The sequence below is a fragment of the Dactylosporangium sp. CA-052675 genome (assembly GCF_050947935.1).
In the GTDB taxonomy this organism is placed as follows: domain Bacteria; phylum Actinomycetota; class Actinomycetes; order Mycobacteriales; family Micromonosporaceae; genus Dactylosporangium.
Genome location: NZ_CP192010.1, coordinates 1008714 through 1032794, shown reverse-complemented (window position 1 = coordinate 1032794; position 24081 = coordinate 1008714). Strand labels below are relative to the sequence as shown.

General features: G+C 71.4%; 23 protein-coding genes. 14 read left to right on the top strand and 9 right to left on the bottom strand.

Annotated elements, in window-relative coordinates:
• Window positions 1-174: 174 nt before the first annotated feature.
• Window positions 175-1092 carry an N-acetyl-1-D-myo-inositol-2-amino-2-deoxy-alpha-D-glucopyranoside deacetylase gene (gene mshB, locus ACQP1P_RS04725; protein WP_433089834.1) on the bottom strand — a complete coding sequence of 306 codons (918 nt, stop codon included), beginning with the start codon at window positions 1090-1092 and terminating at the stop codon, window positions 175-177.
• Between the two features lie 192 nt (window positions 1093-1284).
• On the opposite strand from mshB, the gene ACQP1P_RS04720 reads away from it, so the two are divergent.
• Entirely contained in the window at window positions 1285-3390 is a 2106-nt protein-coding gene (locus tag ACQP1P_RS04720) for a prolyl oligopeptidase family serine peptidase (protein WP_433083450.1), read from the top strand.
• Between the two features lie 72 nt (window positions 3391-3462).
• Here the strand turns inward: ACQP1P_RS04720 and ACQP1P_RS04715 are convergent, their stop codons facing one another.
• Window positions 3463-4332 carry a hypothetical protein gene (locus ACQP1P_RS04715; protein WP_433083448.1) on the bottom strand — a complete coding sequence of 290 codons (870 nt, stop codon included), beginning with the start codon at window positions 4330-4332 and terminating at the stop codon, window positions 3463-3465.
• Between the two features lie 71 nt (window positions 4333-4403).
• On the opposite strand from ACQP1P_RS04715, the gene ACQP1P_RS04710 reads away from it, so the two are divergent.
• From ACQP1P_RS04710 to ACQP1P_RS04670, 9 genes are all read left to right on the top strand, one after another.
• Window positions 4404-4844 (top strand): hypothetical protein, encoded by a 441-nt coding sequence (locus ACQP1P_RS04710; protein ID WP_433083446.1) that lies wholly within the window; start codon window positions 4404-4406, stop codon window positions 4842-4844.
• Window positions 4841-6124 (top strand): hypothetical protein, encoded by a 1284-nt coding sequence (locus tag ACQP1P_RS04705; protein ID WP_433083444.1) that lies wholly within the window; start codon window positions 4841-4843, stop codon window positions 6122-6124. The genes ACQP1P_RS04710 and ACQP1P_RS04705 overlap by 4 nt, the downstream gene beginning before the upstream one ends.
• A 35-nt stretch (window positions 6125-6159) precedes the next feature.
• Window positions 6160-7209, top strand: a complete 1050-nt coding sequence (locus ACQP1P_RS04700; protein WP_433083442.1) for a S8 family serine peptidase — start codon at window positions 6160-6162, stop codon at window positions 7207-7209.
• 92 nt (window positions 7210-7301) lie between these two features.
• Window positions 7302-7586 (top strand): 4a-hydroxytetrahydrobiopterin dehydratase, encoded by a 285-nt coding sequence (locus ACQP1P_RS04695; protein ID WP_433083440.1) that lies wholly within the window; start codon window positions 7302-7304, stop codon window positions 7584-7586.
• A gap of 63 nt (window positions 7587-7649) precedes the next feature.
• Window positions 7650-9086: a TldD/PmbA family protein gene (locus ACQP1P_RS04690; RefSeq protein WP_433083438.1), complete on the top strand. Its 1437-nt coding sequence runs from the start codon at window positions 7650-7652 to the stop codon at window positions 9084-9086.
• A gap of 462 nt (window positions 9087-9548) precedes the next feature.
• Window positions 9549-10928: a TldD/PmbA family protein gene (locus ACQP1P_RS04685; RefSeq protein WP_433083436.1), complete on the top strand. Its 1380-nt coding sequence runs from the start codon at window positions 9549-9551 to the stop codon at window positions 10926-10928.
• 378 nt (window positions 10929-11306) lie between these two features.
• Window positions 11307-12128, top strand: coding sequence for a hypothetical protein (locus ACQP1P_RS04680; RefSeq protein ID WP_433083434.1), 822 nt, complete (start codon window positions 11307-11309; stop codon window positions 12126-12128).
• Window positions 12129-12137: 9 nt separating this feature from the next.
• Window positions 12138-14003, top strand: coding sequence for a fumarate reductase/succinate dehydrogenase flavoprotein subunit (locus ACQP1P_RS04675; protein WP_433083432.1), 1866 nt, complete (start codon window positions 12138-12140; stop codon window positions 14001-14003).
• Window positions 14003-14992, top strand: coding sequence for a succinate dehydrogenase/fumarate reductase iron-sulfur subunit (locus ACQP1P_RS04670; protein ID WP_433083430.1), 990 nt, complete (start codon window positions 14003-14005; stop codon window positions 14990-14992). The genes ACQP1P_RS04675 and ACQP1P_RS04670 overlap by 1 nt, the downstream gene beginning before the upstream one ends.
• A gap of 34 nt (window positions 14993-15026) precedes the next feature.
• Here ACQP1P_RS04670 and ACQP1P_RS04665 read toward each other — a convergent pair whose 3' ends face one another.
• Both ACQP1P_RS04665 and ACQP1P_RS04660 read right to left on the bottom strand, forming a co-directional pair.
• Window positions 15027-15512, bottom strand: coding sequence for a DUF1990 family protein (locus tag ACQP1P_RS04665; protein ID WP_433083428.1), 486 nt, complete (start codon window positions 15510-15512; stop codon window positions 15027-15029).
• Between the two features lie 23 nt (window positions 15513-15535).
• On the bottom strand, window positions 15536-15970 hold the full coding sequence (locus ACQP1P_RS04660; RefSeq protein ID WP_433083426.1) for a (deoxy)nucleoside triphosphate pyrophosphohydrolase: 435 nt from the start codon (window positions 15968-15970) through the stop codon (window positions 15536-15538).
• 164 nt (window positions 15971-16134) lie between these two features.
• Between ACQP1P_RS04660 and ACQP1P_RS04655 the strand changes: the two genes are divergently transcribed.
• A complete protein-coding gene (locus ACQP1P_RS04655) occupies window positions 16135-16452 on the top strand; it encodes a pterin dehydratase (protein WP_350611762.1) in 318 nt (105 codons plus the stop codon).
• 297 nt (window positions 16453-16749) lie between these two features.
• Here ACQP1P_RS04655 and ACQP1P_RS04650 read toward each other — a convergent pair whose 3' ends face one another.
• Genes ACQP1P_RS04650 through ACQP1P_RS04640 form a run of 3 tightly spaced genes read right to left on the bottom strand, consistent with a single transcriptional unit; the run spans window position 16750 to window position 19156 of the window.
• Window positions 16750-17214, bottom strand: coding sequence for a phage tail protein (locus ACQP1P_RS04650; RefSeq protein WP_433083424.1), 465 nt, complete (start codon window positions 17212-17214; stop codon window positions 16750-16752).
• Window positions 17215-17222: 8 nt separating this feature from the next.
• Window positions 17223-18296, bottom strand: coding sequence for a redox-regulated ATPase YchF (gene ychF, locus ACQP1P_RS04645; RefSeq protein ID WP_433083422.1), 1074 nt, complete (start codon window positions 18294-18296; stop codon window positions 17223-17225).
• 26 nt (window positions 18297-18322) lie between these two features.
• Window positions 18323-19156 (bottom strand): sugar phosphate isomerase/epimerase family protein, encoded by an 834-nt coding sequence (locus tag ACQP1P_RS04640; RefSeq protein WP_433083420.1) that lies wholly within the window; start codon window positions 19154-19156, stop codon window positions 18323-18325.
• An 83-nt stretch (window positions 19157-19239) separates the two neighbouring features.
• On the opposite strand from ACQP1P_RS04640, the gene ACQP1P_RS04635 reads away from it, so the two are divergent.
• A complete protein-coding gene (locus ACQP1P_RS04635; RefSeq protein ID WP_433083418.1) occupies window positions 19240-20058 on the top strand; it encodes an aminoglycoside N(3)-acetyltransferase in 819 nt (272 codons plus the stop codon).
• Window positions 20059-20470: 412 nt separating this feature from the next.
• On the opposite strand, the gene ACQP1P_RS04630 is transcribed toward ACQP1P_RS04635, so the two are convergent.
• Both ACQP1P_RS04630 and ACQP1P_RS04625 read right to left on the bottom strand, forming a co-directional pair.
• Window positions 20471-21430: a helix-turn-helix domain-containing protein gene (locus tag ACQP1P_RS04630; protein WP_433083416.1), complete on the bottom strand. Its 960-nt coding sequence runs from the start codon at window positions 21428-21430 to the stop codon at window positions 20471-20473.
• A gap of 57 nt (window positions 21431-21487) precedes the next feature.
• Entirely contained in the window at window positions 21488-22012 is a 525-nt protein-coding gene (locus ACQP1P_RS04625; protein WP_433083414.1) for a hypothetical protein, read from the bottom strand.
• An 85-nt stretch (window positions 22013-22097) separates the two neighbouring features.
• On the opposite strand from ACQP1P_RS04625, the gene ACQP1P_RS04620 reads away from it, so the two are divergent.
• Together ACQP1P_RS04620 and ACQP1P_RS04615 are read left to right on the top strand one after the other, a co-directional pair.
• Complete coding sequence (locus tag ACQP1P_RS04620) at window positions 22098-23501, top strand: AlkA N-terminal domain-containing protein (RefSeq protein ID WP_433083412.1); 1404 nt, start codon at window positions 22098-22100, stop codon at window positions 23499-23501.
• A 44-nt stretch (window positions 23502-23545) separates the two neighbouring features.
• Window positions 23546-23986 carry a methylated-DNA--[protein]-cysteine S-methyltransferase gene (locus tag ACQP1P_RS04615; RefSeq protein WP_433089832.1) on the top strand — a complete coding sequence of 147 codons (441 nt, stop codon included), beginning with the start codon at window positions 23546-23548 and terminating at the stop codon, window positions 23984-23986.
• Window positions 23987-24081: the final 95 nt, after the last annotated feature.

Genomic DNA, 24081 nt, shown 5'->3' with positions numbered 1-24081 from the left:
CGGACGCCGACGCGGCCGCGGACCCCGCAATTCCGGAGCGGGAAGCAGCCGCGGGCGTGTCGACGGACCCGGACGAGGCCCCGGAAACGTCGGCGGGCTCGACCGCGGACTCGCGAGTGAGAGCAGGCCCCGAAGCCGAACGCCCCGGCCGGGGCGACCCCTTGCGCTTGGTCGTCACGATGCCCCAGGCTCCAGTCCGGACGCCCCCAGCGCCGAGGTCCCCAGCACGGCGGCCGACGAGACGGGCGGCTCCAGCACCGAGGCCCGCGGCGTCGGCACCTCCACGTCGAGCCCGGCGAAGAGGTCCTCCTCCCACCCGTACGGCCCGACGCCGGGCCCCTTGGTCCCGCGCGCCAGCTGGTAATACTCCACGCCCATGAACTCGGCGCCGAAGTTTCCCGCGATCGAGAACAGCCACGACGTCGGCGGGATCTGCGTGGCGTGCGCCTTGAGGGCGGCCGTCTTCTCCTCCGCGAACTCGTGGGCGTCCACCCGCGCCGCGATGTCCGCGTCCGCGGTCCCGAAGGGCAGGTCCTCCGGATGCTCGATCTCGGCGAACGGGTTGTCGGACGAGTCGCGGAACTGCTCCATGCCCGCTTGCAGGACGGATCGGGGCACTGCCGTCCAGTACACCTTGGCGGGTCCGATCCCCTCCGCCTCGGCCAGCTCCACGGCCCGGGTCAGCACCCGGTGGGCCTGGATGTGGTCCGGGTGGCCGTAGAACCCGTTGGGGTCGTAGGTGACCGCCACCTGCGGGCGGGTCTCGCGAATCACCTCGAGCAGCTCACCCGCGGCCACGTCGAGGTCGGCGCCCCAGAAGGCGCGCGGGTGTTTGTTGGCCGGGGTGTCCATCATCCCGGAGTCGCGGTAGCGCCCAGCCCCGCCGAGAAAACGGTGGTCGGTCACGCCCAGGTGGCGACAGGCGGTCTGCAGCTCGGCGATGCGATAGCCGCCGAGCTGGTCGCCCTCGGCGGCGGCGATCCCGGCCAGCGCGGGCACGTGGATCTCGCCTTCCTCACCGAGCGTGCAGGTGACGAGGGTGACATGGGCGCCGTCGGCCGCGTAGCGGGCCATGGTCGCGCCGGTCCCCATCGACTCGTCGTCGGGGTGTGCATGGACGAACAGGATGCTCCGAGCACTCACGGGGGCAACTCTACGGCCTGCCCCCGACACTTTCCCCAACCGCCACCGTCCGTGTGAGCAGCCGCTCACCAAGAGTGACGCTGATGCCCGGTTCCGGGCCAATCACATGACAATCCGGCGGGCACGAGTCAACATTCCGGGGTGGACTATCCGGAGCTCGCCGCACGAACCCGACGTTTCTCCTACGGGGCACCCCGCGCCGTCACGGTGAGCCCGGACGGGGCTCGCGTGATCTTCCTGCGCTCGTCGGGTCCCGAGGACCCCACCGACGCGCTCTGGGTCTTCGACGTCGCCACGCGCACCGAGCGGTGCCTGGCCGACCCGGCGGCGCTGCTGCGGGATCAGCCCGACCTGCCGCCGGCCGAGCGGGCGCTGCGCGAGCGGCTGCGGCTGTCCGCGGGCGGCATCGGCTCGTTCGCGCTGGACGGGGCCGGAGTGCTGGCCGTCTTCCCGCTCGGCGGCCGGCTGTTCCGCGCCGACCTGCTCACCGGCGATGTGACCGAGCTCGACACCGCCGGGCCGGTCGTCGACCCGCGGCTCGACCCGACCGGACGCCGGATCGCCTACGTCACCGGCGGCGCCCTGCGGGTGATCGACGCCGACGGCACGGACTCGGTCCTGGCCGGCGAGGAGGGCGTGACCTGGGGGCTCGCCGAGTTCATCGGAGCCGAGGAATTCCACCGCTTCCGGGGATACTGGTGGTCGCCCGACGGCCACAGCATCCTCACCGCGCGCGTGGACGAGTCGCGGGTCCCCCGGTGGCACCTGCACGACCCGTCGCTGCCGGAGCAGCCGCCCACCACGATCGCCTATCCGCACGCGGGCGCGAGCAACGCCAAGGTCACGCTGCACGTGCTCGACCTCGACGGCGGCTGGGTCGACGTGCACTGGGACCGCGAGACCTACCCCTATCTCGTCGCCGCCACCTGGTCGGAGCAGGGTGGACCGCTGCTCGCGGTGCTGCGCCGGCTGCAGCAGCACGGCCTCGTGATCGCCGTCGACCCGCGCACCGGCGAGACACAGGTCCACGCCGAGCTCGCCGATCCGCGCTGGGTGGAGCCGGTGCCGGGCACGCCCGCGCACCTCGCGGACGGCCGGGTGCTGGTCGGCGGCGAGCTCGCCCACGACGGATACGACGCGCGCTGCCTGTTCGCCGACGGGAGCCTGATCACACCGCCCAATCTGTACGTCCGGCGCGTGGCCGGACGCCTCGAAGGCGACCTGATCGTGGAGGCCAGCGACGGAGAGCCGAGCGAGCAGCACGTCTTCCACATCCCGGTCACCCAGTCCAGCCCGCGCGCGACGCGCCTGACCACGGAGCCGGGCTGGCACGTGGCCCAGGCGGCCGGGCGGACCATCGTGATCGGGTCGCAGACGCTGGAGCGGGCGGGCTGGGAGTACCGCGTCATCCACAACGACGAGCAGGTCGGCGCGATCGCGTCCCACGCCGCGGCGCCGCCCTTCGCGCCGCGACCCGCCCTTGAGCGGGTGACCGACCGGCGTGTCCCGGCGGGCGTGGTCTATCCCCGCAGCCACGTGGCCGGGCGCCGGCTCCCGGTGCTGGTGGCGATCTACGGCGGCCCGGGCCATCAGGAGGTCGTCGCCGCCCGGGCCCGCTGGGTGGAGAAGCAGTGGTGGGCCGACCAGGGCTTCGCCGTCGTGTCCATCGACAATCGTGGAACACCTGGCGTCGCGCCCAGCTTCGACAAGGCCATCCACCGCCGCTTCTCCGACGTGATCCTGGCCGACCAGGTCGACGCGCTCGAGGCGCTCGCCGGCAAGCACCCCGACCTCGATCTCGGGCGGGTCGCGATCCGCGGCTGGTCGTTCGGCGGCTGGCTGTCGGCGCTGGGGGTGCTGCGGCGGCCGGACGTGTACCACTGCGCGGTCGTCGGCGCCCCCGTCACGGACTGGGCGCTCTACGACACCGCCTACACGGAGCGATACCTCGGGCTGCCCGCCGACGCCCCCGACGTGTACGCGCACAACTCGCTGGTCGAGCTGGCCGCCGAGCCGCCGGTGCGCCCCGAGGACGCGCGGCCGATGCTGCTCGTGCACGGCCTGGTCGACGACAACGTGGTCGCCGCGCATACGCTGCGCCTCTCGGCCGCCCTGCTCGCCGCGGGCCGGCCGCACTCGATGATCCCGCTGACCGGCGCCACGCACATGGCCGCGGGCGGGCTGGCCGAGAAGCTGCTGCGCATCGAGCTCGACTTCATCCGCCGCTCGCTGCCGGCACCGGGCTGATCGCCGTGCTCAGATCGCCGCAGATCAGCCGCTCGCGGCGGGAGCCAGGCTTGATCGCCACGTCGCCGCGGATCAGCCGCTCGCGGCGGGTGCCAGGCTGATCACCACGTCGCCGCCGAGGCGCCCGCCCTCGGGTGAGCGCCGCACGGCGCCGGAGTGCAGCAGCGCGGTGATGAGCTTCTGGGCGTCGGCAGCGCGGTACACCGTGTCCGTGAGCGCGAACCGCTTGAGCTCGGTGACGGTGAGCCCGCCGTCGCCGAGCCGCGCCAGCAGCTCGCGCCGCAGCGCGCCCGGGTTCGGCTCGAGCGAGATGTCCATCAGGTGCCCCTCGGGGTCGCGCGGGTCGCGGTAGCGCACGCCGGCGTACTCGTCCAGCGCCCACAGCTCGTTCTTGAACGCCTCCAGGCTCTTGTCCGAGCGCGTGCCGAAGCCGACGAGCATGTCGCTCTCGCCATCGACCAACTCGACACCCGCGGTGAGCCCCAGCCCCGCCGCGTGCAGTTCCGAGCGTTGTTTCTCCCAGGTACCGGCGGGGGCTGTGAGGAGTACGGCAGCCGCTTTGAAGCTTTTCGCAATGCTGTCGTCGACCATTGCCAGCAGTGGCCCACTCGCGGCTCCGGCCGCCTTGAGAACGGCGCCGACATTGCCGCCGGGCACAACGTGAACCGCCATTTCCGCAGGTGTACCGATTTCACGCTGCACAGCCGCGAACCGCCCCGCCAACGCCTCGGTTCCGGGCGCGACGAACAGCAGCGTAAGCCGCCCACGGAGCCGATCCCCGAACTCCCCGAACGCGCGCAACGCCGCCTCGGCCGCCTCATGATCGATCCCCCGCGCGGACGCGTAGAGAAACGCCGCGCCATGCGGCGCATGCAGATTCCCGGGCGCCCAGGTGTCGACACAGCGCACGAGCAGTTCCCGGGTTACCGCACGGATCGACATATCGTCCTTTCTACTCCAGCACCGCTCCCGCTACCTTAAGCACGTCGATACACGGGACGGGGAGGAACACCGTGGCGGACAAGCAAATCAAGATCGACCCGGAGGGCGTGCGCGCGTTCGGCGCCGGCCTCCAGTCGTACGTGGACAAGGACATCGCCCCGACGACGGACTTCGTGACGTACCAGCTGCAGTCCTTCGGCGCCTTCGGCATCCACAGCGCCAGCCCAATCGTCCAGGACGCGGCCTTGCAGTACTGGAACACGATGAACCAGGCCATCACGTTCCTGTCTGCGCTTTCGCACAATACGGGCGCCCTCGCCCGGACGGCGCACGACCTGGCCACGACGTACCTCGATGCCGACATCGACTCCGTCGGTTTCCTGAACGCCGTCGTGAGCGGCGCTTCCACGGATCTGACCTCCGCCGAGCAGGCTTCGCACCGTGCCGATCAGGTCCAGACCCGCGACAACCTGCTCGAGGAGCGACGCGATATGCACGGTGGTGCCGCATGAGCATCTACCAGGGCTTTACCGTGCGCGAGCTGTGGCAGATGGTGGCGCGCGAAAGCGCAGCCGACCATGCCGAGGCCATGCGCGGCTGGGAAGCGAAACGCTCGATGCTCAACGCACAGATCGGCAACCTGCGGCGACTTCGCCAAGACCTTGTCAGCGCCTGGAGGCCGGAGGGAAGTCCTGCCGCACAGGCGTATCTCGACCAGCTCGACCAAACCATCGCCGCCATGACTGACGCGCAGGATGCGGCCGGGCAGGCCGCAACGGTTTACGCGAAGGTGACCGACGCGTTGATCCACGCGCAGAGACGGATCAAGCCGCTACACGACTCGTACGACGATACGAATGCCGCGTGGCGGGCGTACCTCGCCCAGACTCCAGCCGGCCCGATGGTCAACGCACTGCCCGCCAGCTGGGCGCCGAACGTGGGCATGCCGGAGATCGCCACCGATGCGGTACTGCACCAGCATCGGAAGGAACTCGACCGACAGGCCCGCGCGATCATGGAGGACACCGACGCGAAGGTCGCCGCCGCAACCGCGCAGCCGGTCGTCATGCCGCGGATCAAGCGATACGACAATGGCACGCCGCCACCTCCACCGCCGGATCCGCGTCGAGGCCGCGGCGCCAGCTCGTCCAGCCACTACCTGCCCCCGCCTGTGTTCGATCCACCCGCACCCAACCCGGATTTGATCAATGTTGGCTCGGGACCCGCTACCCCGCCGGTGACCTTCGATCCCGGACCGTTCTTGACCGCGAATCCGGCACCAGCGTTTCCGCCGGTGCTGATGCCTCCCCCGCCGATCGCACCGGCCGTCGGGCCACCGCTCCCGACGCCGACGCCGCTGCCCATGCCGCCGATCGCCGACCACGTGCCGGGGCGGCTGACGCCGACCAACGGCCTCATTGAGCGTCCGCCTGCTCAGCCTGTCGTCGGGCGATCAGCCGGCGCTCCGCTCGCCGAGCACGGAGTGATCGGTCGCCCGGGCAGCGGAGCGGCCGCCCGTCCGGGTACCTCCGCAACCCGCTCAGCACGGCCGGTCGGGCGCAATCCCGGCCTTCGCCCCACGACCGAAAACGGCGCGGACGGTGGCGACCGGCTACCCGGTGGCGGCTGGCGAGACCGCAGCTACGAGGCGTATGCCCAACGCCGTCCCGGACGCGGGTGGCCCGAAGATGAGGCCTGGCAAATTGCGGAGGGGGTTCCACCCATCCTCGAGGCGCCACCAGCCGCACCTGCCGTCGACGTGCCCCCAGGCGTGATCGGCATCGACCGTTGATCCTGCGACGATCAGCTCTGACGCTCGTGGCAACAGTGCTTGCGACCGTCGCCGTGCCAGTTCCGGCGCAGGCAGAGGATGTCCGCGACCAACAGTGGCACCTGGGCTTCATGCATGTCGCCGAGGCTCAACGCCTCAGCCAGGGTAAGGGCGTGCTCGTCGCGGTTGCCGACTCCGGCGTCGATGCGACTGTGCCTGAACTCGCCGGAGCCGTCATCCCCGGCAAGGACTTCGGCGGCAACACCGGCGATGGGCGCCGAGACCCGGTGGGCCACGGCACCGCGATGGCCACGCTCATCGCCGGACGGGGGCGCGGCACCAGCAAGGGCGTGCTGGGCATCGCCCCTGAAGCTACGATTCTGCCCATCCAGCTCTCCCGGAACATCGACTTCGGAGGCAATCCGCGCGACGTCGCCGCCGCCATCGACTACGCCGTAGGTAGGGGCGCCAAGGTCATCTGTCTCTCGATCGGCACCAGCGACATCTCGATCGTGCGCGACGCCATTCAAAAGGCCCTCGATGCGGACGTCGTCGTGGTCGCGGCCGCCGGTAACAAACCCGATGTCGGCGGCGTCGACTTCCCGGCCAGAATGCCAGGCGTCGTCGCGGTCGGCGCCGTCGATCACGACGGCGAGCGAGCCCCCATCTCCGTCGCCGGCCCTGAGCTCACCCTCGTTGCGCCCGGCGTCGACATCGTCGCCGTCGGCATCGGCGGGCAGACGCGTACAGGCACCGGCACCAGCGATTCCAACGCCTTGGTCGTCGGCGCTGTCGCCTTGATCCGCGCGAAGTACCCACAGCTCAAAGGCCCAGAGGTCGTTCGCCGGCTGACCGAGACGGCACAGGACAAGGGCGAGCCGGGCAAGGATCCCGTGTACGGCTACGGCGTCATCGACCTCGTCAAAGCCCTCACCGCCGAAATCACCCCCGCCCCGACCAGCACCTCCCCGTCCCCACCAGCGGCAACCGGCGGAGGCGGAGGCCGGACCGCGGCCGTGATCACCGCCATCAGCGCCGCCGTCGTCGTCATGGTCTTCATCGCCGTACTCCAGATCATCATCCGCAGCCGCAGGCGCCGCCCATGACGCCGAGCCTGACTCACCCGTGGTCGCGCTCGTGCTCGCCGTCCCGGGCGATCGGACGCCGCAGTCGCCGGGGGCGGGGGTAGGTTCGGGGCATGGCTGACGTACTCGGCAATGACGACGTCTCCGCCGCGCTCGGTGAGCTCGCGGGCTGGTCCGGTGACTCGGAGGGCATCGAACGCTCGGTGACCGCCCCCTCGTTTCTCGACGGTATCCGGCTGGTCGCCGAGGTCGCGCACGTGGCCGAGGCGGCCGACCATCACCCCGACATCGACATTCGCTGGCGGACGCTCACCTTCCGGCTCTCCACCCACTCGGCCGGCGGGGTGACCGAGAAGGATCTCGCGCTGGCGCGGCAGATCAACGAGTTGATCGGGTAGCCAAGACATCGACGTAGGGTCGTGTCCGCCCAAAGTGTCATACCCCCTCGGTAGGGTCCAACCATGACCCACTTCGACGTGGCGACCGCGGCGGTGGAGGCGGCTCTCGCAGCCGGCGCCCGGTATGCCGATGCCCGCGTGATGCACCGCCGCTCCGAGTCGATGACCGCCCGCAACGGTGAGATCGAGGAGCTGAGCCAGGACGAGGACGCAGGCGTCGGTGTGCGGGCACTGGTGGGTTCGAGCTGGGGCTTCTTCGCGGTACCGGACCTGGGTTCCGCGGCCGCCAAGCGCGCGGGCGAGCGGGCCACGGCGATCGCGCGGGCCTCGGCGACGGTCCCGGGGCCGGCGGTCGACCTCGTCGGCGTCGAGGCGCGCGTGGACTCCTGGGCCAGCGCGTGCGAGGTGGACCCGCTCGGGGTCGCACTGTCGGTCAAGGGCGATCTGCTCACGGCCGCGACCGCGGAGTCGCACAAGGCCGGCGCGGACATCGCCGAGGGGCTCTACCAGATCTGGGACACGCGCAAGTGGTTCGTCTCGTCGCAGGGGCACCGCATCGACCAGCACATCCGCGAGTCGGGGGCGGGCATCTCGGCCACGGTCATCGGTGACGGCGAGACCCAGCGGCGCTCGTATCCCTCCTATCGCGGGCAGTACGGCACGCGCGGCTGGGAGATCGTCGACGAGCTGGACCTCACGGCGCACGCGGCCCGCATCGCCGACGAGGCGCGGGCGCTGCTGACGGCGCCGCAGTGCCCGGCGGGTGAGACGACGCTCATCCTCGGCAGCGAGCAGATGGCCCTGCAGATCCACGAATCCGTCGGGCACGCCATCGAGCTCGACCGCATCCTCGGCTGGGAGGCGGCGTTCGCGGGCACGTCGTGGCTGGACCTGGCCAAGATCAATCAGCTGCGGTACGGCTCCGAGCTCATGAACATCACCATCGACCCCACGATCCCGGGCGCGCTCGGGTCGTTCGGCTACGACGACGAGGGCACCCCGGCTCAGCAGCGGTACGCGGTCCGCGACGGCATCTGGGTCGGCACGCTCGCCGGTCGCGACTCGGCCGCGGTGGCGGGGCTGGACTACGCGGGAAGTGTGCGCGCCGACGGCTGGGCGCGCCTGCCGATGGTCCGGATGACCAACGTCGGCCTGCTCCCCGGCCCGCACACGCTGGACGAGATGATCGCCGCGACCGAGGACGGCGTGCTCATGGACATGAACCGCTCCTGGTCGATCGACGACAAGCGCCTCAACTTCCAGTTCGGCTGCGAGATCGGCTGGGAGATCAAGAACGGCCGCCGCGGGCGGATGCTGCGCAACCCGACCTACACCGGCATCGGCCCCCGCTTCTGGGGCTCGATGGACATGCTGAGCTCGGAGACCGTCTCCTGGGGCACCCCGAACTGCGGCAAGGGCCAGCCGGGCCAGATCGGCCACACCGGCCACCCGGCCGCCGCGGCCCGCTTCCAGAACGTCCGGGTGGGGGTCCGCGGATGACGCCCCCGAGCAGCACGAGGAACCCGGCTCGAACTCGCCGGCACCACGCCGGCCGAACCGGCCCACTCCCGGCACGTCCGAACGAGAGTCTGCGAAACGCCCGGCCCGCCGCGACGAACACGGCGGCAACAAGGGCGACGCGGAACGCGAGCGCCCCCGCGACTAACGGCACGCGAGAGCGCAGCACGGAAGAGCGCAGCACGAGACGGCGGAACGCGAGCGCCCCGCGACAGGCGGCACCCGAGAGCGGCCGGGAAGGCGCAGCACGCGCGAAGGCAGCGCAGGACAGCGCGGCGCGAAACAGCGCAACGCGGGACAGCGCGGCGCGGAACAGCACGGTGCGGAACAGCGCAACGCGGGACAGCGCAACGCGGGACAGCGCGGTGCGAGGGAGACCCCGCCGGTCAGCAGGAGCGGGAGCGGGAACGTGACGGATCTGGACACGTGCGTAGGGGTGCGGGGATGAGCGTGACGGCGACGGAGACGGACCTGGCCCAGCGGGTACTGGAGCTGGTCGGCACCGGGATCGAGGCCGAGGTGACCGTCGAGCGGCAGGAGCTGGCGCTGACGCGGTTCGCCGGGTCGTACATTCACCAGAACGTGGCCGACGAGATCACCGGGGTGCGGCTGCGCCTGCACGCGGACGGCCGCACGGCCAGCACCTCGACGACGGTGCTCGACGGGCTCGACGATCTCGTGCGGCGCACGGTCGCCTCGATGCGGCTCGCGCCCACCGATCCGACCTGGCCCGGGCTCGCGCCCCCGGCGCCGCTCGCGTTCGCGGGCAACGTGGACGACGAGACCGCGGGGGCGTCGCCGGACGATCGGGCCGCCCGGGTGCGGGCCTTCGTGGCGCAGGCCGAGGGGCTCGACACCGCCGGGTACTGCCGGACGTCCGCGGCCCGCGTGGTCTACGCGAACTCGGCCGGGCAGCACCTGGCCGCGGCGCGCACGAGCGCGGCGATGGACGGCATCGCGCGGACCTCCAGCTCCGACGGGCTGGCCCGGCTCGCGGCGGTGCGCCTGGGCGACATCGACGGCGCGGTGCTCGGGGCGCGGGCGGCCGCGAAGGCCCGGGCCGGCGTCGACCCGGTGGAGCTGCCGCCGGGGCGCTACGAGGTGGTGCTCGAGGCGGCCGCGGTCTCCGACGTGCTGCAGATGCTCGCGATGTACGGCTTCAACGCCAAGATGGTCCTCGACCGCCAGTCGTTCCTGCAGGTCGGCGAGGCGCAGTTCGACCCCTCGGTGACCCTGGTCGAGGACGCGTCGCAGCCCGACGCGACAGCGACCCCGTTCGACGCCGAGGGCACCCCGCGGCGGCGGGTGGTGCTCGTGGACCGGGGCGTGTCGAGCGCGGTGGTGCACGATCGCCGGACGGCGGCGCGGGCCGGCGGCGGGGCGGAGTCGACCGGGCACGCGATCCCGGGCGGGGCCAGCTTCGGGGCGATCCCGTCGAGCCTGCGGCTGCTGCCCGGGGAGGGGCCGGCCCCGCAGGAGGTCGACGGGCCGGCGACGGACTCGACGGTCGCGGCGCTCGTCGCCGGGGTCGAGCGCGGGCTGCTCGTGACGGACAACCACTACACCCGGGTGCTCGACCCGCGGACGCTCGTCGTCACCGGGCTCACCCGCAACGGCGTCTGGCTCATCGAGGACGGCCGGATCACGACCCCGGTCCGGAACTTCCGCTTCACCCAGTCCTACGCGCAGGCGCTCGGCCCCGGAGCCGTGCTCGGGATCGGCTCGCACGCGGTGGAGATGCCCGGGCCGTGGGCGGAAGCGGGATTCGTGGCTCCGGCGCTGCGGCTGGCATCGTGGAATTACACCGGGGGCGCATCGGGCTGAGGATTCTGCGCGACGCAAAACCCGGCCCGCCGAACCGGCGAGGCAACGGCGGCCGGGTCAAAGCGCCGGCAAGTCGAACGACGGAAAGGCAAAGCGCCAACCACACGGCGTCCTAACTCCGGGACGCCAAGTAGCGGACAATGGGCAACTTAGGTAAACCTAACCAAAGTTTTGGATCATGCGAATGGCGTGGTCACCGCGGCAGGAGTGAAGTTCTCCACAACGGGCAGCAGGCTTTCGGCGAAGGTCTTTCGGTATCGAGTCGGCACACGCAAGACTCCCAACGCACGTCGCTGCGGGATCGGGCGTAACGTGTGCACCGACCGTAGATCGGTACATCAGAGAACTCTTCACCAGCCCGTCCAGGGAGTACTCACCATGACGACCACGCCTACACGGCCTCGGTCAGTTTCGGGCGCGGGGCCCCGCGCCGCGATCGGCGCCAAGACATTGCGGACGGACGGGTGGCGGACTTACCCGCTGTCCATCGCGGCGATTCTGCTGTTCTTCATCGTCTATTCGACGATCCGGATTTTCATGGCGAAGTGGTACTTCGTCGGGGAGCACGGATACCTGACCCCGCTGTACTCCCCGTGCCTGAGCGACTCCTGCGTCGAGGGCTCGAGCCACTTCGGCACCCCCTTCGGCGCGTTCCCGCGCTGGCTCCCGCTGGGCCTGGCCGCGTTCCCGTTCGTCGCCGGCTTCCGGGTGACGTGCTACTACTACCGCAAGAGCGGGTACCGCTCGCTCTGGCTGTCGCCGCAGGCGTGCGCCGTGCAGGAGCCGCACAAGAAGTACAGCGGCGAGACCCGCTTCCCGCTGGTCTTCATGAACTCGCACCGCTACTTCTTCTACGTGGCGTCGCTGATCCTGCTGATCAACATCTGGGACGCCTTCCACGCGTTCAAGGGCACCGACGGCGGCTTCGGCATCGGGCTCGGCTCGCTGATCATCGTCGTCAACGTGCTCGCGCTGGCCGGCTACACCGCCAGCTGCCACGCCTGCCGGCACGTGATGGGCGGGCGGCTCAAGCACTTCTCGAAGCACCCGGTGCGCTACCGCCTCTGGACGCTGATCTCCAAGCTCAACACCCGGCACGGCACGTTCGCGATGACGTCGCTGTTTACGGTCATCCTCACGGACGCGTACATCATGGCCGTGTCCGCGGGCTGGATCACCGACCTTCGAATCTGGAATTAGGACCCCCCGATGACGAACATCGAGCGACACACCTACGACGTCGTGGTGATCGGTGCGGGCGGCGCCGGGCTGCGGGCCGCCATCGAGGCCCGGCTCGCGGGCAAGAAGACCGCCATCATCTCGAAGTCGCTGTTCGGCAAGGCGCACACGGTCATGGCCGAGGGCGGCGCCGCCGCGGCCATGGGCAACGTCAATGCGAACGACAACTGGCAGGTGCACTTCCGCGACACCATGCGCGGCGGCAAGTTCCTGAACAACTTCCGCATGGCGGAGCTGCACGCCAAGGAGGCCCCGGAGCGAATCTGGGAGCTCGAGACCTACGGCGCGCTGTTCGACCGTACGAAAGACGGAAAGATCAGCCAGCGCAACTTCGGCGGACACGAGTATCCGCGGCTGGCCCACGTCGGTGACCGCACCGGCCTGGAGCTGATCCGCACGCTGCAGCAGAAGATCGTGTCGCTGCAGCAGGAGGACTACGCGGCGCACGGCGACTACGAGGCGCGCATCCGGGTGTTCCAGGAGTGCACGATCACGGAGCTGTTCGTCGAGAACGGCGCGGTGGCGGGCGCGTTCGGCTACTACCGCGAGTCCGGCGACTTCGTGCTGTTCGAGACCTCGGCGATCGTGCTGGCGACGGGCGGCGTGGGCAAGTCCTACAAGGTCACGTCGAACTCGTGGGAGTACACGGGCGACGGCCACGCCCTCGCCCTGCGCAGCGGCGCGACGCTGATCAACATGGAGTTCCTGCAGTTCCACCCGACCGGCATGGTGTGGCCGCCCTCGGTGAAGGGCATCCTGGTCACCGAGTCGGTCCGCGGCGACGGCGGCGTGCTGCGCAACACCGACGGCAAGCGGTTCATGTTCGACTACGTCCCCGACGTCTTCCGCAAGCAGTACGCGGAGACCGAGGAGGAGGCCGACCGCTGGTACTCCGACCCGGACAACAACCGCCGCCCGCCCGAGCTGCTCCCCCGCGACGAGGTCGCCCGCGCGATCAACAGCGAGGTCAAGGCCGGCCGCGGCACCCAGGCCGGCGGTGTGCTGCTGGACATCGCCAGCCGCCTGCCCGCCGAGCAGATCATCAAGCGGCTGCCCTCGATGCACCACCAGTTCAAGGAGCTGGCGGACGTCGACATCACCAAGCAGCCCATGGAGGTCGGCCCGACCTGCCACTACGTGATGGGCGGCGTCGAGGTCGACGCCGACTCGGCGGCCGCGGCGGTGCCCGGGCTGTTCGCGGCGGGCGAGGTCTCCGGCGGCATGCACGGCTCCAACCGGCTCGGCGGCAACTCGCTGTCCGACCTGCTGGTGTTCGGCAAGCGGGCGGGCGAGCACGCGGCGGCTTACGCGACCGAGACCGGCCGGCGCAAGCCGACCCCGGCGGCGGTCGAGGCGGCCGTGGAGACGGCGCTGGCCCCGCTGCAGCGCGGTGAGGGCGGCGAGAACCCGTACGCGCTGCACCACGAGCTGCAGGACATCATGGGCACGCTGGTCGGCATCATCCGCCGCGAAGGCGAGCTGCGCGACTCGCTGGTGCGCCTGGCCGAGCTCAAGGAGCGGGTGAAGAAGGTCGGCGCGACCGGCGGCCGGCGCTACAACCCCGGTTGGCACCTGGCGCTCGACCTGCGCAACATGCTCATCGTCTCCGAGTGCACGGCGAAGGCGGCGCTGGAGCGCACCGAGTCCCGTGGCGGGCACACCCGCGAGGACCACCCGAAGATGGACCCGGCCTGGCGCCAGGTCAACCTGGTCTGCTCGCTCGACGGGGAGGACGTCCGGCTCGAGCACAAGCCGCTGCCAGTCATGCGTCCGGAGCTGCAGGCCCTGTTCGAGCGCAGTGAGCTGGCCAAGTACATGACCGACGAGGAGCTGTGATGGGTACCAAGCGCCACTTCCGCGTCTGGCGCGGCGACGACACGGGCGGCCAGCTCGAGGACTTCCAGGTGGAGGTCAACGAGGGCGAGGTCGTGCTCGACGTCATCCACCGCCTCCAGGCCACCCAGACGCCCGACCTCGCGGTGCGCTGGAACTGCAAGGCCGGCAAGTGCGGCTCCTGCTCGATGGAGATCAACGGCAAGCCGCGGCTGGGCTGCATGACCCGGATGTCGACGTTCGGCGACAACGAGACCGTGACCGTCACCCCGCTGCGCACCTTCCCGGTGATCCGCGACCTGGTCACGAACGTCAACTTCAACTACCAGAAGGCCCGGGAGATGCCGGCCTTCGCGCCGCCGAAGGGCGTCGAGCCCGGCGAGTACCGCATGCAGCAGATGGACGTCGAGCGCTCGCAGGAGTTCCGCAAGTGCATCGAGTGCTACATGTGCCAGAACGTCTGTCACGTGATCCGCGACCACGAGGAGAACAAGCGGGCCTTCTCCGGCCCCCGGTTCTTCATCCGGGCCGCGGAGCTGGACATGCACCCGCTCGACGCGCGCGGCGACCGCAAGGAGATGGCCCAGACGGAGCAGGGCCTCGGCTACTGCAACATCACCAAGTGCTGCACCGAAGTCTGCCCGGAGCACATCAAGATCACGGATAATGCGATCATTCCCATGAAGGAACGCGTTGTCGATCGGAGGTACGACCCGGTGACCTGGCTTGGGCGCAAGATCTTCCGTCGTGACCAGCTGGACGAGCCGGCCCTGGCCCACGCGTCGAGCCCGACCGGCGCGGCCGCGGACACGTCGTCGCACTGGCACCAGCAGGGCCCCGTGCCGCAGGACCCCTCCGTGGGCGCCGACGGCAAGCTCCCCGTGGCCGAGCTCTACCTCGACCGGGCGGCCGCGGCCTCCCCGTTCGGCGACGACCAGGAGTTCCCGCTACCGCCGGAGAAGCTGCGGTACAACCACCCGGACGCGCGCTAGCTCGCGGTTCGCGATGCGGGGCCTCGGCCGACCGTCAGAGGTCCCGCATCGCGGCCACGTACCTGTCCGTGACCCGGGCCTGCACCAGCCGGGCCACGGGCGCGCCGAGCTTCGCCCACCACGTCGCCGGGCGGCTGAACGCCCGGACCTCGAACCACACGGCGCCCTCGGCGTCGGTGGCGAGCACGAACGCCTCCTCGCCGGTCTCCACGTGCCCCGGGAGCGTCCCGAACCCGAACCCGAAGCGGTCGGCCCGGTCCTCGATCCACACGATCTTGCACGGCACCCAGAGCCGCAGCGGCCCCACCCCGATGCCGGAGGCGAACTCGACCCCGAGCCCGGCCCGCTCCGCCTCGGTGCGCACCCGCAGCCCCGCCCCGCGCTGCGGCCGCCAGTGCGCGAGCGCCTCGGCCGCCTCGGCGAACCCCGCCGTGAGGCGGACCCGCCGGGTCACATGCAGATAGCCGGCCGGCAGCGGCCCCTCGCGCGTCGCGCCGACCTCGGCGTAGGTGACATCCACGCGGTTGACGGTAACAACGCCGCCTACGAGGGCAGCAGGGGCTCCAGGGCGTGCACGATCGGCGCGTCGGCGGGCAGCCACGGCACGCTGTCGAGCTCTCCGGCGCCCAGCCAGCGCAGGTCACTGTGCTCGAGCGGGATCGGCTGCGCGCCGTCGAGCAGCGTCGCGACGTACACCCGCAGAATCGCGGTCCCGTTCAGCATCGCGATGTCGTCCCCGACGCGCTCGCCCACGGCGACGTCGACGCCGAGCTCCTCCTGGCACTCGCGGACCAGCGCCTGCACCTCGGTCTCCCCCGGATCGACCTTGCCCCCGGGGAACTCCCACTTTCCGGCCATTTCGGGCGGCTGGGCGCGCTCGCACGCCAAAACCCGCCCATTCGCGATGATCGCCGCGCCGACGATGATCCGTGGCATCAACCGTTCGGTCTGCACGGGCAACCAGGGTGCCAGATCCATATGAAGTTCCGGTGGCGGGCTATGCCCTGTTGTTCACCAGACGAGGGAAAAGTGGCCGTGGACAGATCCACCGGTTGCTAGTCAGACTTGCAGACACCGTTGATGACGGGCAGGCTTCGAATCGGCCACAAGCCGGCAACGATGCCGTGGGAGGGTAGGTCGACATGCGGGCCCGGTGGAGCGACGATCACCGTGACTATCTCAGCGATGCGCTGGCCTTACTACAAGGCTGGACGCATGACGGCGGCGAGATCCGCCGGACGCTGCATCTCGACGATTCCCAGCATGCGGCACTCACCGAGCGAATGAAAGTGGTCGCCGACGCGGTCGGCGTCCGCCCGGACGTCCGCCGCCTGGACGGCCGCACGCAGATCCGCTTACGGGTGCCCGGCAGCGACGAGTCGGACCTGTCCCCGGGCGAGGTCACGCTGGCCGCGCGCATCGAGGATCTGTACAAGAACATCATTGCCGGAGCGGCATAGCTTCATGGCTCGGGTCCGCGTCAGCGGCGGACCGTTGCTCCCGCCAGAAATCCCGACGCCCGTGGTGCCAAGACCGCACCAGGCCCACGCTTGCCAGGGGGCGGATATGTCGGGCGCTGGCGCGCCACGACATATCCGACTTTTCGTATATGCGCGGTTCAAGGGTAAGACAACGACGTCCCCAACCGCGTCGTGCGCCGATTTCTCGACAAGGACATCGCGCGCCGGAGGGCCCCTTTCCGCGCACCCCGCGCCGGCCGAGAGCGACGCGCGGGGCGCGCCGCCCACGCACCAGCGTCAGTACTCGCCCTTGATGACGAAGAACGAGCCGCGAATGGTGCCGGCCAGCTTGGACCGCTGACGAGCGAACTTGAAGCGCTCGGCCAGCTCGGCCGGGACGTCCATGCCGTCGGAGAGCTTGAAGCCGACGGCCCGCTTCTGGCCGGCCTCGAGCGTGTAGAGCACGTTGACGGCCAGCCCCGAGCGGTAGAACACGTAGGTCCACCGGACGCCCTCGACCTCGAAGGACGTCGCCTCCAGCGGCTCGGAGCCGATGGCGAGGTCGCGCTCCTCGCGCAGGATGCGGTGCACGTACTCCACCGCATCCGCCGCCTCCGACGCCGGCTCGACCGTGAAGACGTGGTCGTACTTGTTCCTGAAGTAGCGCGCCTCGTTGGCGCGCAGGCCGGCCAGGGCCTCGGCCACGGGCGAGGACTCCAGCCCGACGGTGGAGACGTTCTCGAAGTCGACGACGTACGTCACGGGTGCTCCTAGACGTTGAAGCGGAACTCGACCACGTCGCCGTCCTGCATCACGTAGTCCTTGCCCTCGATGCGCACCTTGCCCGCGGCCTTGGCCGCGTTCATCGCGCCCGCCGCCATCAGATCCTCGAACGACACCACCTCGGCCTTGATGAAGCCGCGCTGGAAGTCCGAGTGGATGACGCCGGCCGCCTCGGGAGCCGTGGCCCCGATCGGGATCGTCCAGGCGCGGGCCTCCTTGGGCCCGGCGGTGAGGTACGTCTGCAGCCCGAGCGTCCGGAACCCCACCCGGATCAGCTGGTGCAGGCCCGGCTCCGGCTGCCCGATCGAGGCCAGCAGCTCCAGGGCCTCGTCCTCGTCGAGGTCGGTGAGCTCGGACTCGATCTTGGCGTCGAGGAAGATCGCCTCGGCCGGGGCGACCAGGGCCCGCAGCTCGCCGAGGAAGGCCTCGTCGGACAGGCCGGCCTCGTCGACGTTGAAGACGTACAGGAACGGCTTCGCGGTCAGCAGGTGCAGCTCACCGAGCTCGGAGACGTCGAACCCGGCCGCGTAGAGCGTGTTGCCCTCGTTGAGCAGCTCCGAGGCGGCCTTCGCGGCCGCGGCGACGCCGGCGCGCTCCTTGCGGACCTTCGCCTCCTTCTCGAGCCGCGGCAGCGCCTTCTCGATCGTCTGCAGATCGGCGAGGATCAGCTCGGTGTTGATCGTCTCGATGTCGTCGCGCGGCGAGACCTTGCCGTCGACGTGCACCACGTTGGGGTCCGAGAACGCCCGCACCACCTGGCAGATCGCCGACGCGTCGCGGATGTTGGCCAGGAAGGCGTTGCCGCGCCCCTGCCCCTTCGAGGCCCCGCGCACCAGGCCGGCGATGTCGACGAACGACACCGGCGCCGGGATGACCTTCTGCGAGTCGTACAGCTCGGCCAGCCGCCCGAGCCGCGCGTCGGGCAGCCCGACCACGCCGACGTTGGGCTCGATGGTCGCGAACGGATAGTTCGCCGCGAGCGCGTCACCCTTGGTCAGGGCGTTGAACAGGGTGCTCTTGCCCACGTTGGGCAGGCCGACGATGCCGATGCTGAGTGCCACGACATGTCAGCTTACGCAACCCGCCCTCAGCCCAGTTCGATCCCCAGCTCATCGGTCAGCGCTCGGAACGCCCGGGCCGCCTCCCCGAACCGCCGCGGCCCCGAGAGCACGTCCGGGAAGGCCGGGTCGGACAGGTGCGGCTCGAGCGAGGCGAACCCCGCGAAACCGTCGTCGCGCAGCGCGGTCAGCGTCTCGGCGAGCTGCCCGTCCCCGGCCCCGGCCGGCACCTCGATGCCGTCGGCGGCGCGGGCGTCCTTCACCTGGAGGTACTCGATGAACGGCCGCAACATCGCATAACCCTCGCTGAAGGGCCGCACGCCCACCTGGACGAAGTTCGCGTTGTCCCACGCGACCCGCAGCGCCGGCGACCCGACGGACTCGACGAGGTCCAGCACGCGGCCGGGCGTGTCACCGTAGATCGCCTTCTCGTTCTCGTGCACGAGCACGACCGACTCCCGCTCGGCCACGTCGGCGAACCCGCGCATCCGCCGCAGCACCGTGTCGCGCACGTCCTCGGCCGCGACGCCGTCGGGCCGGTAGAAGGAGAACAGCCGGACGTACCGTGCCGAAAGCCTCCGGGCCACCCACACCACCCGCTCCAGCCGCGCCTGCTCGACGGCCGGATCATCGAAGACCCCGCACTTGCCGATCGGCGACGCGACGGCCGAGACCCCGACCCCGTGCCGAGCGAGCACGTCGGCCAGCCGCACCACGTCCTCGTCGCCCAGCTCGGCGACGTTGACCCCCCACGCGCTGCGGACCTCGATGTGCCGGGCCCCAAGAGCCAGCAGCACCGGCAGCTGTACCGCCGGATCCGCATCGATCTCGTCCCCGAACCCGGACAGCGTCCACCGCACCATGCCCAACATTCTGTGACACCGATACAAAACCCGCCGAGGACGGTCGGGAAGCCGGCCGCCCCGCCGACGGAGATGATGGGCCGATGGAAGCCGATGCCGTAGCCCGCGCGACCCGCCCCGGCACGATCAGTACCATCGCCGCCGGGCTGCGCACCCTCGGCCTGCCCCCGGGCGCGACCGTGATCACCCACTCCTCCCTGTCGAGGCTGGGCTGGGTGGCCGGCGGCGCCCACGCCGTGGTGCTCGCGCTGCTGGAGGCGCTGGGCCCGGACGGCACCCTCGTCATGCCGGCCCACTCGCGCCACCTGACCGAGCCCGCCGACTGGGGCAACCCCCCGGTCCCCGAGTCCTGGTGGGAGACCATCCGCGCCGAGACCCCGGCCTACGACCCGCGCACCACGCCAACGGCCCACATGGGCGCGATCGCCGAGTGCTTCCGCACCTTCCCCGGCGCGCGGCGCAGCGCCCACCCGACGGTCTCCTTCGCCGCCCTCGGCCCCCTCGCGGAGCACGTGACCGCCGGCCACGACCTGGACGACGGCCTGGGCGAGTCCTCCCCGCTGGCCAAGCTGTACGAGGCCGACGCGTGGGTCCTCCTGCTCGGCGTCGGACACGACAACAACACCTCGCTGCACCTGGCCGAGTACCGCGCGGACGCCCCGAAGTCCTACCACCGCCAGGGCTCCCCCGTCCTCGTGGACGGCGCTCGCCGCTGGGTCACCTATCGCGAGCTCGACGACGACACCTCGCTCTTCGAGCCCCTGGCCAAGGACTTCGCCGCCGTCACCGGAGCCGAGCGCGTCGGCCCCGTGGGCGCCGGGACGGCCCGCCTGATGCGACAGCGCGAACTGGTCGACTTCGGCGCTCGGTGGCTGTCTCAGCGGGCCGCAAACGCCATCTGACGCGCCCTACCCCGCCCCCACGCACGGACGCGTCACATGGTCACGCGTCCACCCGGCACAGGACTCGGCGCGCGGGCGCACAGACGCGGCGCAGTGCACAGACGCGGCGCGGGTGGGGCGGTTGGATACGTGGCGATCGGCCCCGGCGGGCGGCGTGCGTGGTGAGCCGAGGAACTGGGTGGGCCGCGCGGCGTCGCTGAGGTGGAGGGCTGAACGACGACGCGCGGCCCGGGCATGGGTGATCGGACAGTTGAGGGGGGATCGTCCGAGCCACCCGACCGAGAAGTCTGAATCCCGACGCATTCTCGCGACATGTCCGGCCTGTGCCGTAATCCGGACATGGCGCCATGTGGACATCCGCGGCGTCAAGCCGAAGCTGTTCCGCGCCGGCCACGAAACCAGCGGCGACGGATCAGGTCAGCCAGCCCTGGCGGCCCGCCTCATAGGCCAGCCCCGCCCGAGTGTCCACCCCGGCCGTCGCCATCAGCCGCTCCAACCGCCGCTGCACGGTGCGCTTGCTCACCCCCAGCTGCGAGGCGATCGACTTGTCCGGGAAGCCGGCCACGAACAGCGACAACAGCAGCCGGTCCGCCCCGGCGGGACCCGCTTGCGCGTCGCCGTCCAGCAGTGGGGTGGCCCGCTCCCACGCCGCCTCGAACAGGGCCACGAACGCGTCCAGCAGCTCGCCCCGCCGGATCAGGGCCGCCGTCGGCTCGACCAGGCCGCGGTCGCGGTCCGGGACCAGCGGGCAGAGCGCCATGGTGCGGTCGGCGATCGCGAGGCGGACCGGCAGGGCGTCGACCACCCGTGCGCGTTCGCCCCGGCGCACCGAAGCGGCGATGCCGTCGAGCTCGCCGGGCATCTCGATGAGGGCGCGTTCGTAGATCGCACGGTACCGAACCCCCCTCGCCAGTGCCGAAGACTCCTCGGTGTTGTCGGGGCCGGCCATCGCGATGGGGTTGACGCGGCAGAACCACAGGATCTCCTCCTGCGCCGAGTCCTGCATGTCCCGCAGCCGCTCGCGCAGGGCCGAGGCGCCCACCACGATCTCGACGAGATGGTCGGCGATGCGCCGCCGGGAGGTTTCGCGGTACTCCTCCGTCAGCCCCGCCACCACCCGCCGCGCGGACTCGAGCGAGCGTTGCCGGCGCAGGAGGGCGTCGCCGAGCGCGACGTCGGGCGGCAGCGGCTCGAAGATCGGGCCGCCGCGCGCGAGGCCCTTGGCCCGCAGCGACTCCAGCAGGCGGGTGACCTCGGCGGCCGGGATGTCCGCGCGGTCGGCGAGGTCGTCGGCGCCGGCGACCGCCAGGCGCACCAGCAGCCGGTACACACTCTGCTCGGCCGGGTCCAGCAGCTCCGTGTCCTCCGACATGATCGCCAGCCTACGAACGGCCGCCGCCCGTGACGAGAGGGGCGGCGGCCGGTTCGCTCAGGCCTGGGCCAGCGGGTCGTGCTTCGGGTCGTCGTAGTGCACGGTGTCGAAGCGGCCGTCGTGGTCACTGTCGGTGATGGTGTAGTCGCGGCGGCCGTCGCCGTCCTCGTCGCGGGCGATGAAGTCGGCCCGGCCGTCGTGGTTCGTGTCGCGGATGTCGGTGTCGATGCGCCCGTCGCCGTCGGAGTCGACGATCACCCGGTCGAACTCGCCGTCGCCGTCGGAGTCGAGGATCGCGACGTCCTTGTGGCCGTCGCCGTCGGTGTCCACGAAGACCGCGTCGATGCGCCCGTCGCCGTCGAGGTCGCGCATCTCGGTCTCGAGCGTGCCGTCGCCGTCGGTGTCGATCGCGATCCGGTCGATCACGCCGTCGTTGTCGTCGTCGTACGCGGCCGCGTCGGCCACGTTGTCGCCGTCCTGGTCCAGTGCGTAAATGGTCTCGCCGTGCTCGCCGTGGACCTGGACGATCCGCGGCTCGGGGTCGGCGGCCTCAAGTCCCTCGGTGGCCTCGTGGTCAGTCATGCGCACCAGACTAGGGCCGGGGACCACCCACATGGACGTCCGAATCCCGCCAGTCGCCGGGTCGGGCACGGGGCAGGATGGAGTCGTGGAACTCGACTTCGAAACCTGCCGCAAGGCGGCCACCAGCCGTGACTCGCGCTTCGACGGCGTGTTCGTCACGGCTGTCAAGTCGACCAGGATCTATTGCCGTCCGTCCTGCCCGGCCATCACGCCGAAGCGGGAGAACGTGCGGTTCCTGCCGACGGCGGCGGCCGCGCAGCGCGAGGGCTTCCGCGCGTGCCTGCGCTGCCGGCCCGACGCGGCCCCGGGCTCGCCCGACTGGGACGTGCGCGGCGACGTGGTCGGGCGCGCGATGCGGCTCATCGCCGACGGGGTGGTCGACCGCGACGGGGTGCCGGGGCTCGCGGGCCGGCTCGGGTACACCGAGCGCCACCTGCACCGCATGCTCACCGCCGAGGTGGGGGCCGGCCCGCTGGCCCTGGCCCGGGCCCAGCGCGCGCAGACGGCGCGGGTGCTCATCGAGACGACCCGGCTCGGGCTGGCCGACATCGCGTTCGCGGCCGGGTTCGGCAGCGTGCGGCAGTTCAACGACACGATTCGCGAGATCTACGGCCGCACCCCGTCGCAGATGCGCGAGCGGCGCACGCAGCCGGAGGTGGACGAGGGCGTGGTGACGGTACGGCTGCCGTATCGGGCCCCCCTGCACGCCGAGGCGCTGCTGACGTTCCTCGGCGACCGGGCCGTGGCCGGGATCGACGGGCTGGACGAGGCGGGGTACCACCGCAACCTGCGCCTGCCCCACGGCCCCGGCCGGGCGACGCTGACCCCGCGGGAGGGCCACGTCGCCGCCACGCTGCGCCTGACCGACCTGCGCGACCTCGCGCCGGCGGTGGCGCGCTGCCGGCGGCTGTTCGACCTCGACGCCGACCCGGCCGCCGTCGACGCCGTGCTCGGCGCCGACCCGGCGCTGGCGCCGATGGTGCTCAAGGAGGAGGGCGTGCGGGTGCCGCGCGCGACCGACGGCTTCGAGATCGCCGTGCGGGCCGTCGTCGGCCAGCAGATCTCGGTCGCCGCCGCGCGCACGGTGCTGCGCAAGCTCATCGCGGCCGACGCCGGGCTGTTCCCGACCGCGCCGGAGCTGCTGGCGCTGCCGGACGAGGCGTTCGCGATGCCCGAGGCGCGCCGGCGTACCCTGCGCGGGCTCGCGGCCGCGGTCGCCGAGGGCGCGCTCGACCTCGACGGCGGCGGCGACCGCGACGAGACCGTCGAGCGGCTCAAGGCGCTGCCCGGCATCGGGGACTGGACCGCGCAGTACACGGCGATGCGCGCCCTCGGCGACCCCGACGCGTTCCTGCCGACCGATCTCGGGGTGCTGCGCGGGGCGCGGGCCGCCGGGCTCCCGGACACCCCGAAGGCTCTTGCCGCCCACGCCGAGCGCTGGCGGCCCTGGCGGTCCTACGCCGCCATTCGACTCTGGAGGATGCTGTGACCGTGTTCTGGACGACGACCGACACTCCGGCCGGGGAGTTCACGATGCTCACCGACGCGGACGAGACGGTGCTGGCCAGCGGCTGGACCACCGACGTGCCCGGGCTCATGGCGCTGGCGAAGCTCTCGGGCACGGTCGAGCGGCGCGCCGATGCGGGAGTACCGCTGAAGGCCCTGCAGTCCTATGTGGACGGTGACCTGACCGCGATCGACGGCGTCGCGGTGCGCCAGCGCGGCGGCGCGTTCATCGCGCACGCGTGGGACGTGCTGCGGCAGGTGCCCGCGGGCGCGCCGGTGACCTACACCGGGTTCGCCGAGCGGGCCGGACGCCCGGCCGCGGTGCGCGCGGCCGCGATGGCCTGCGCGACCAACGCCGCGGCGCTGTTCGTGCCCTGCCACCGGGTGCTGCGGCTGGACGGGACGCTCGGCGGGTTCCGCTGGGGGCTGCCGGTCAAGCGCTGGCTGCTGGATCATGAAGCCATCTGAATATCGGTTGGCGCCGATGTAATTGGGCCGTAGCTTGGATGCATGCCGACGACCGCCGCGCCCCCGCAGGCGCGGCGGTCCAGCGGCGCTCCCGG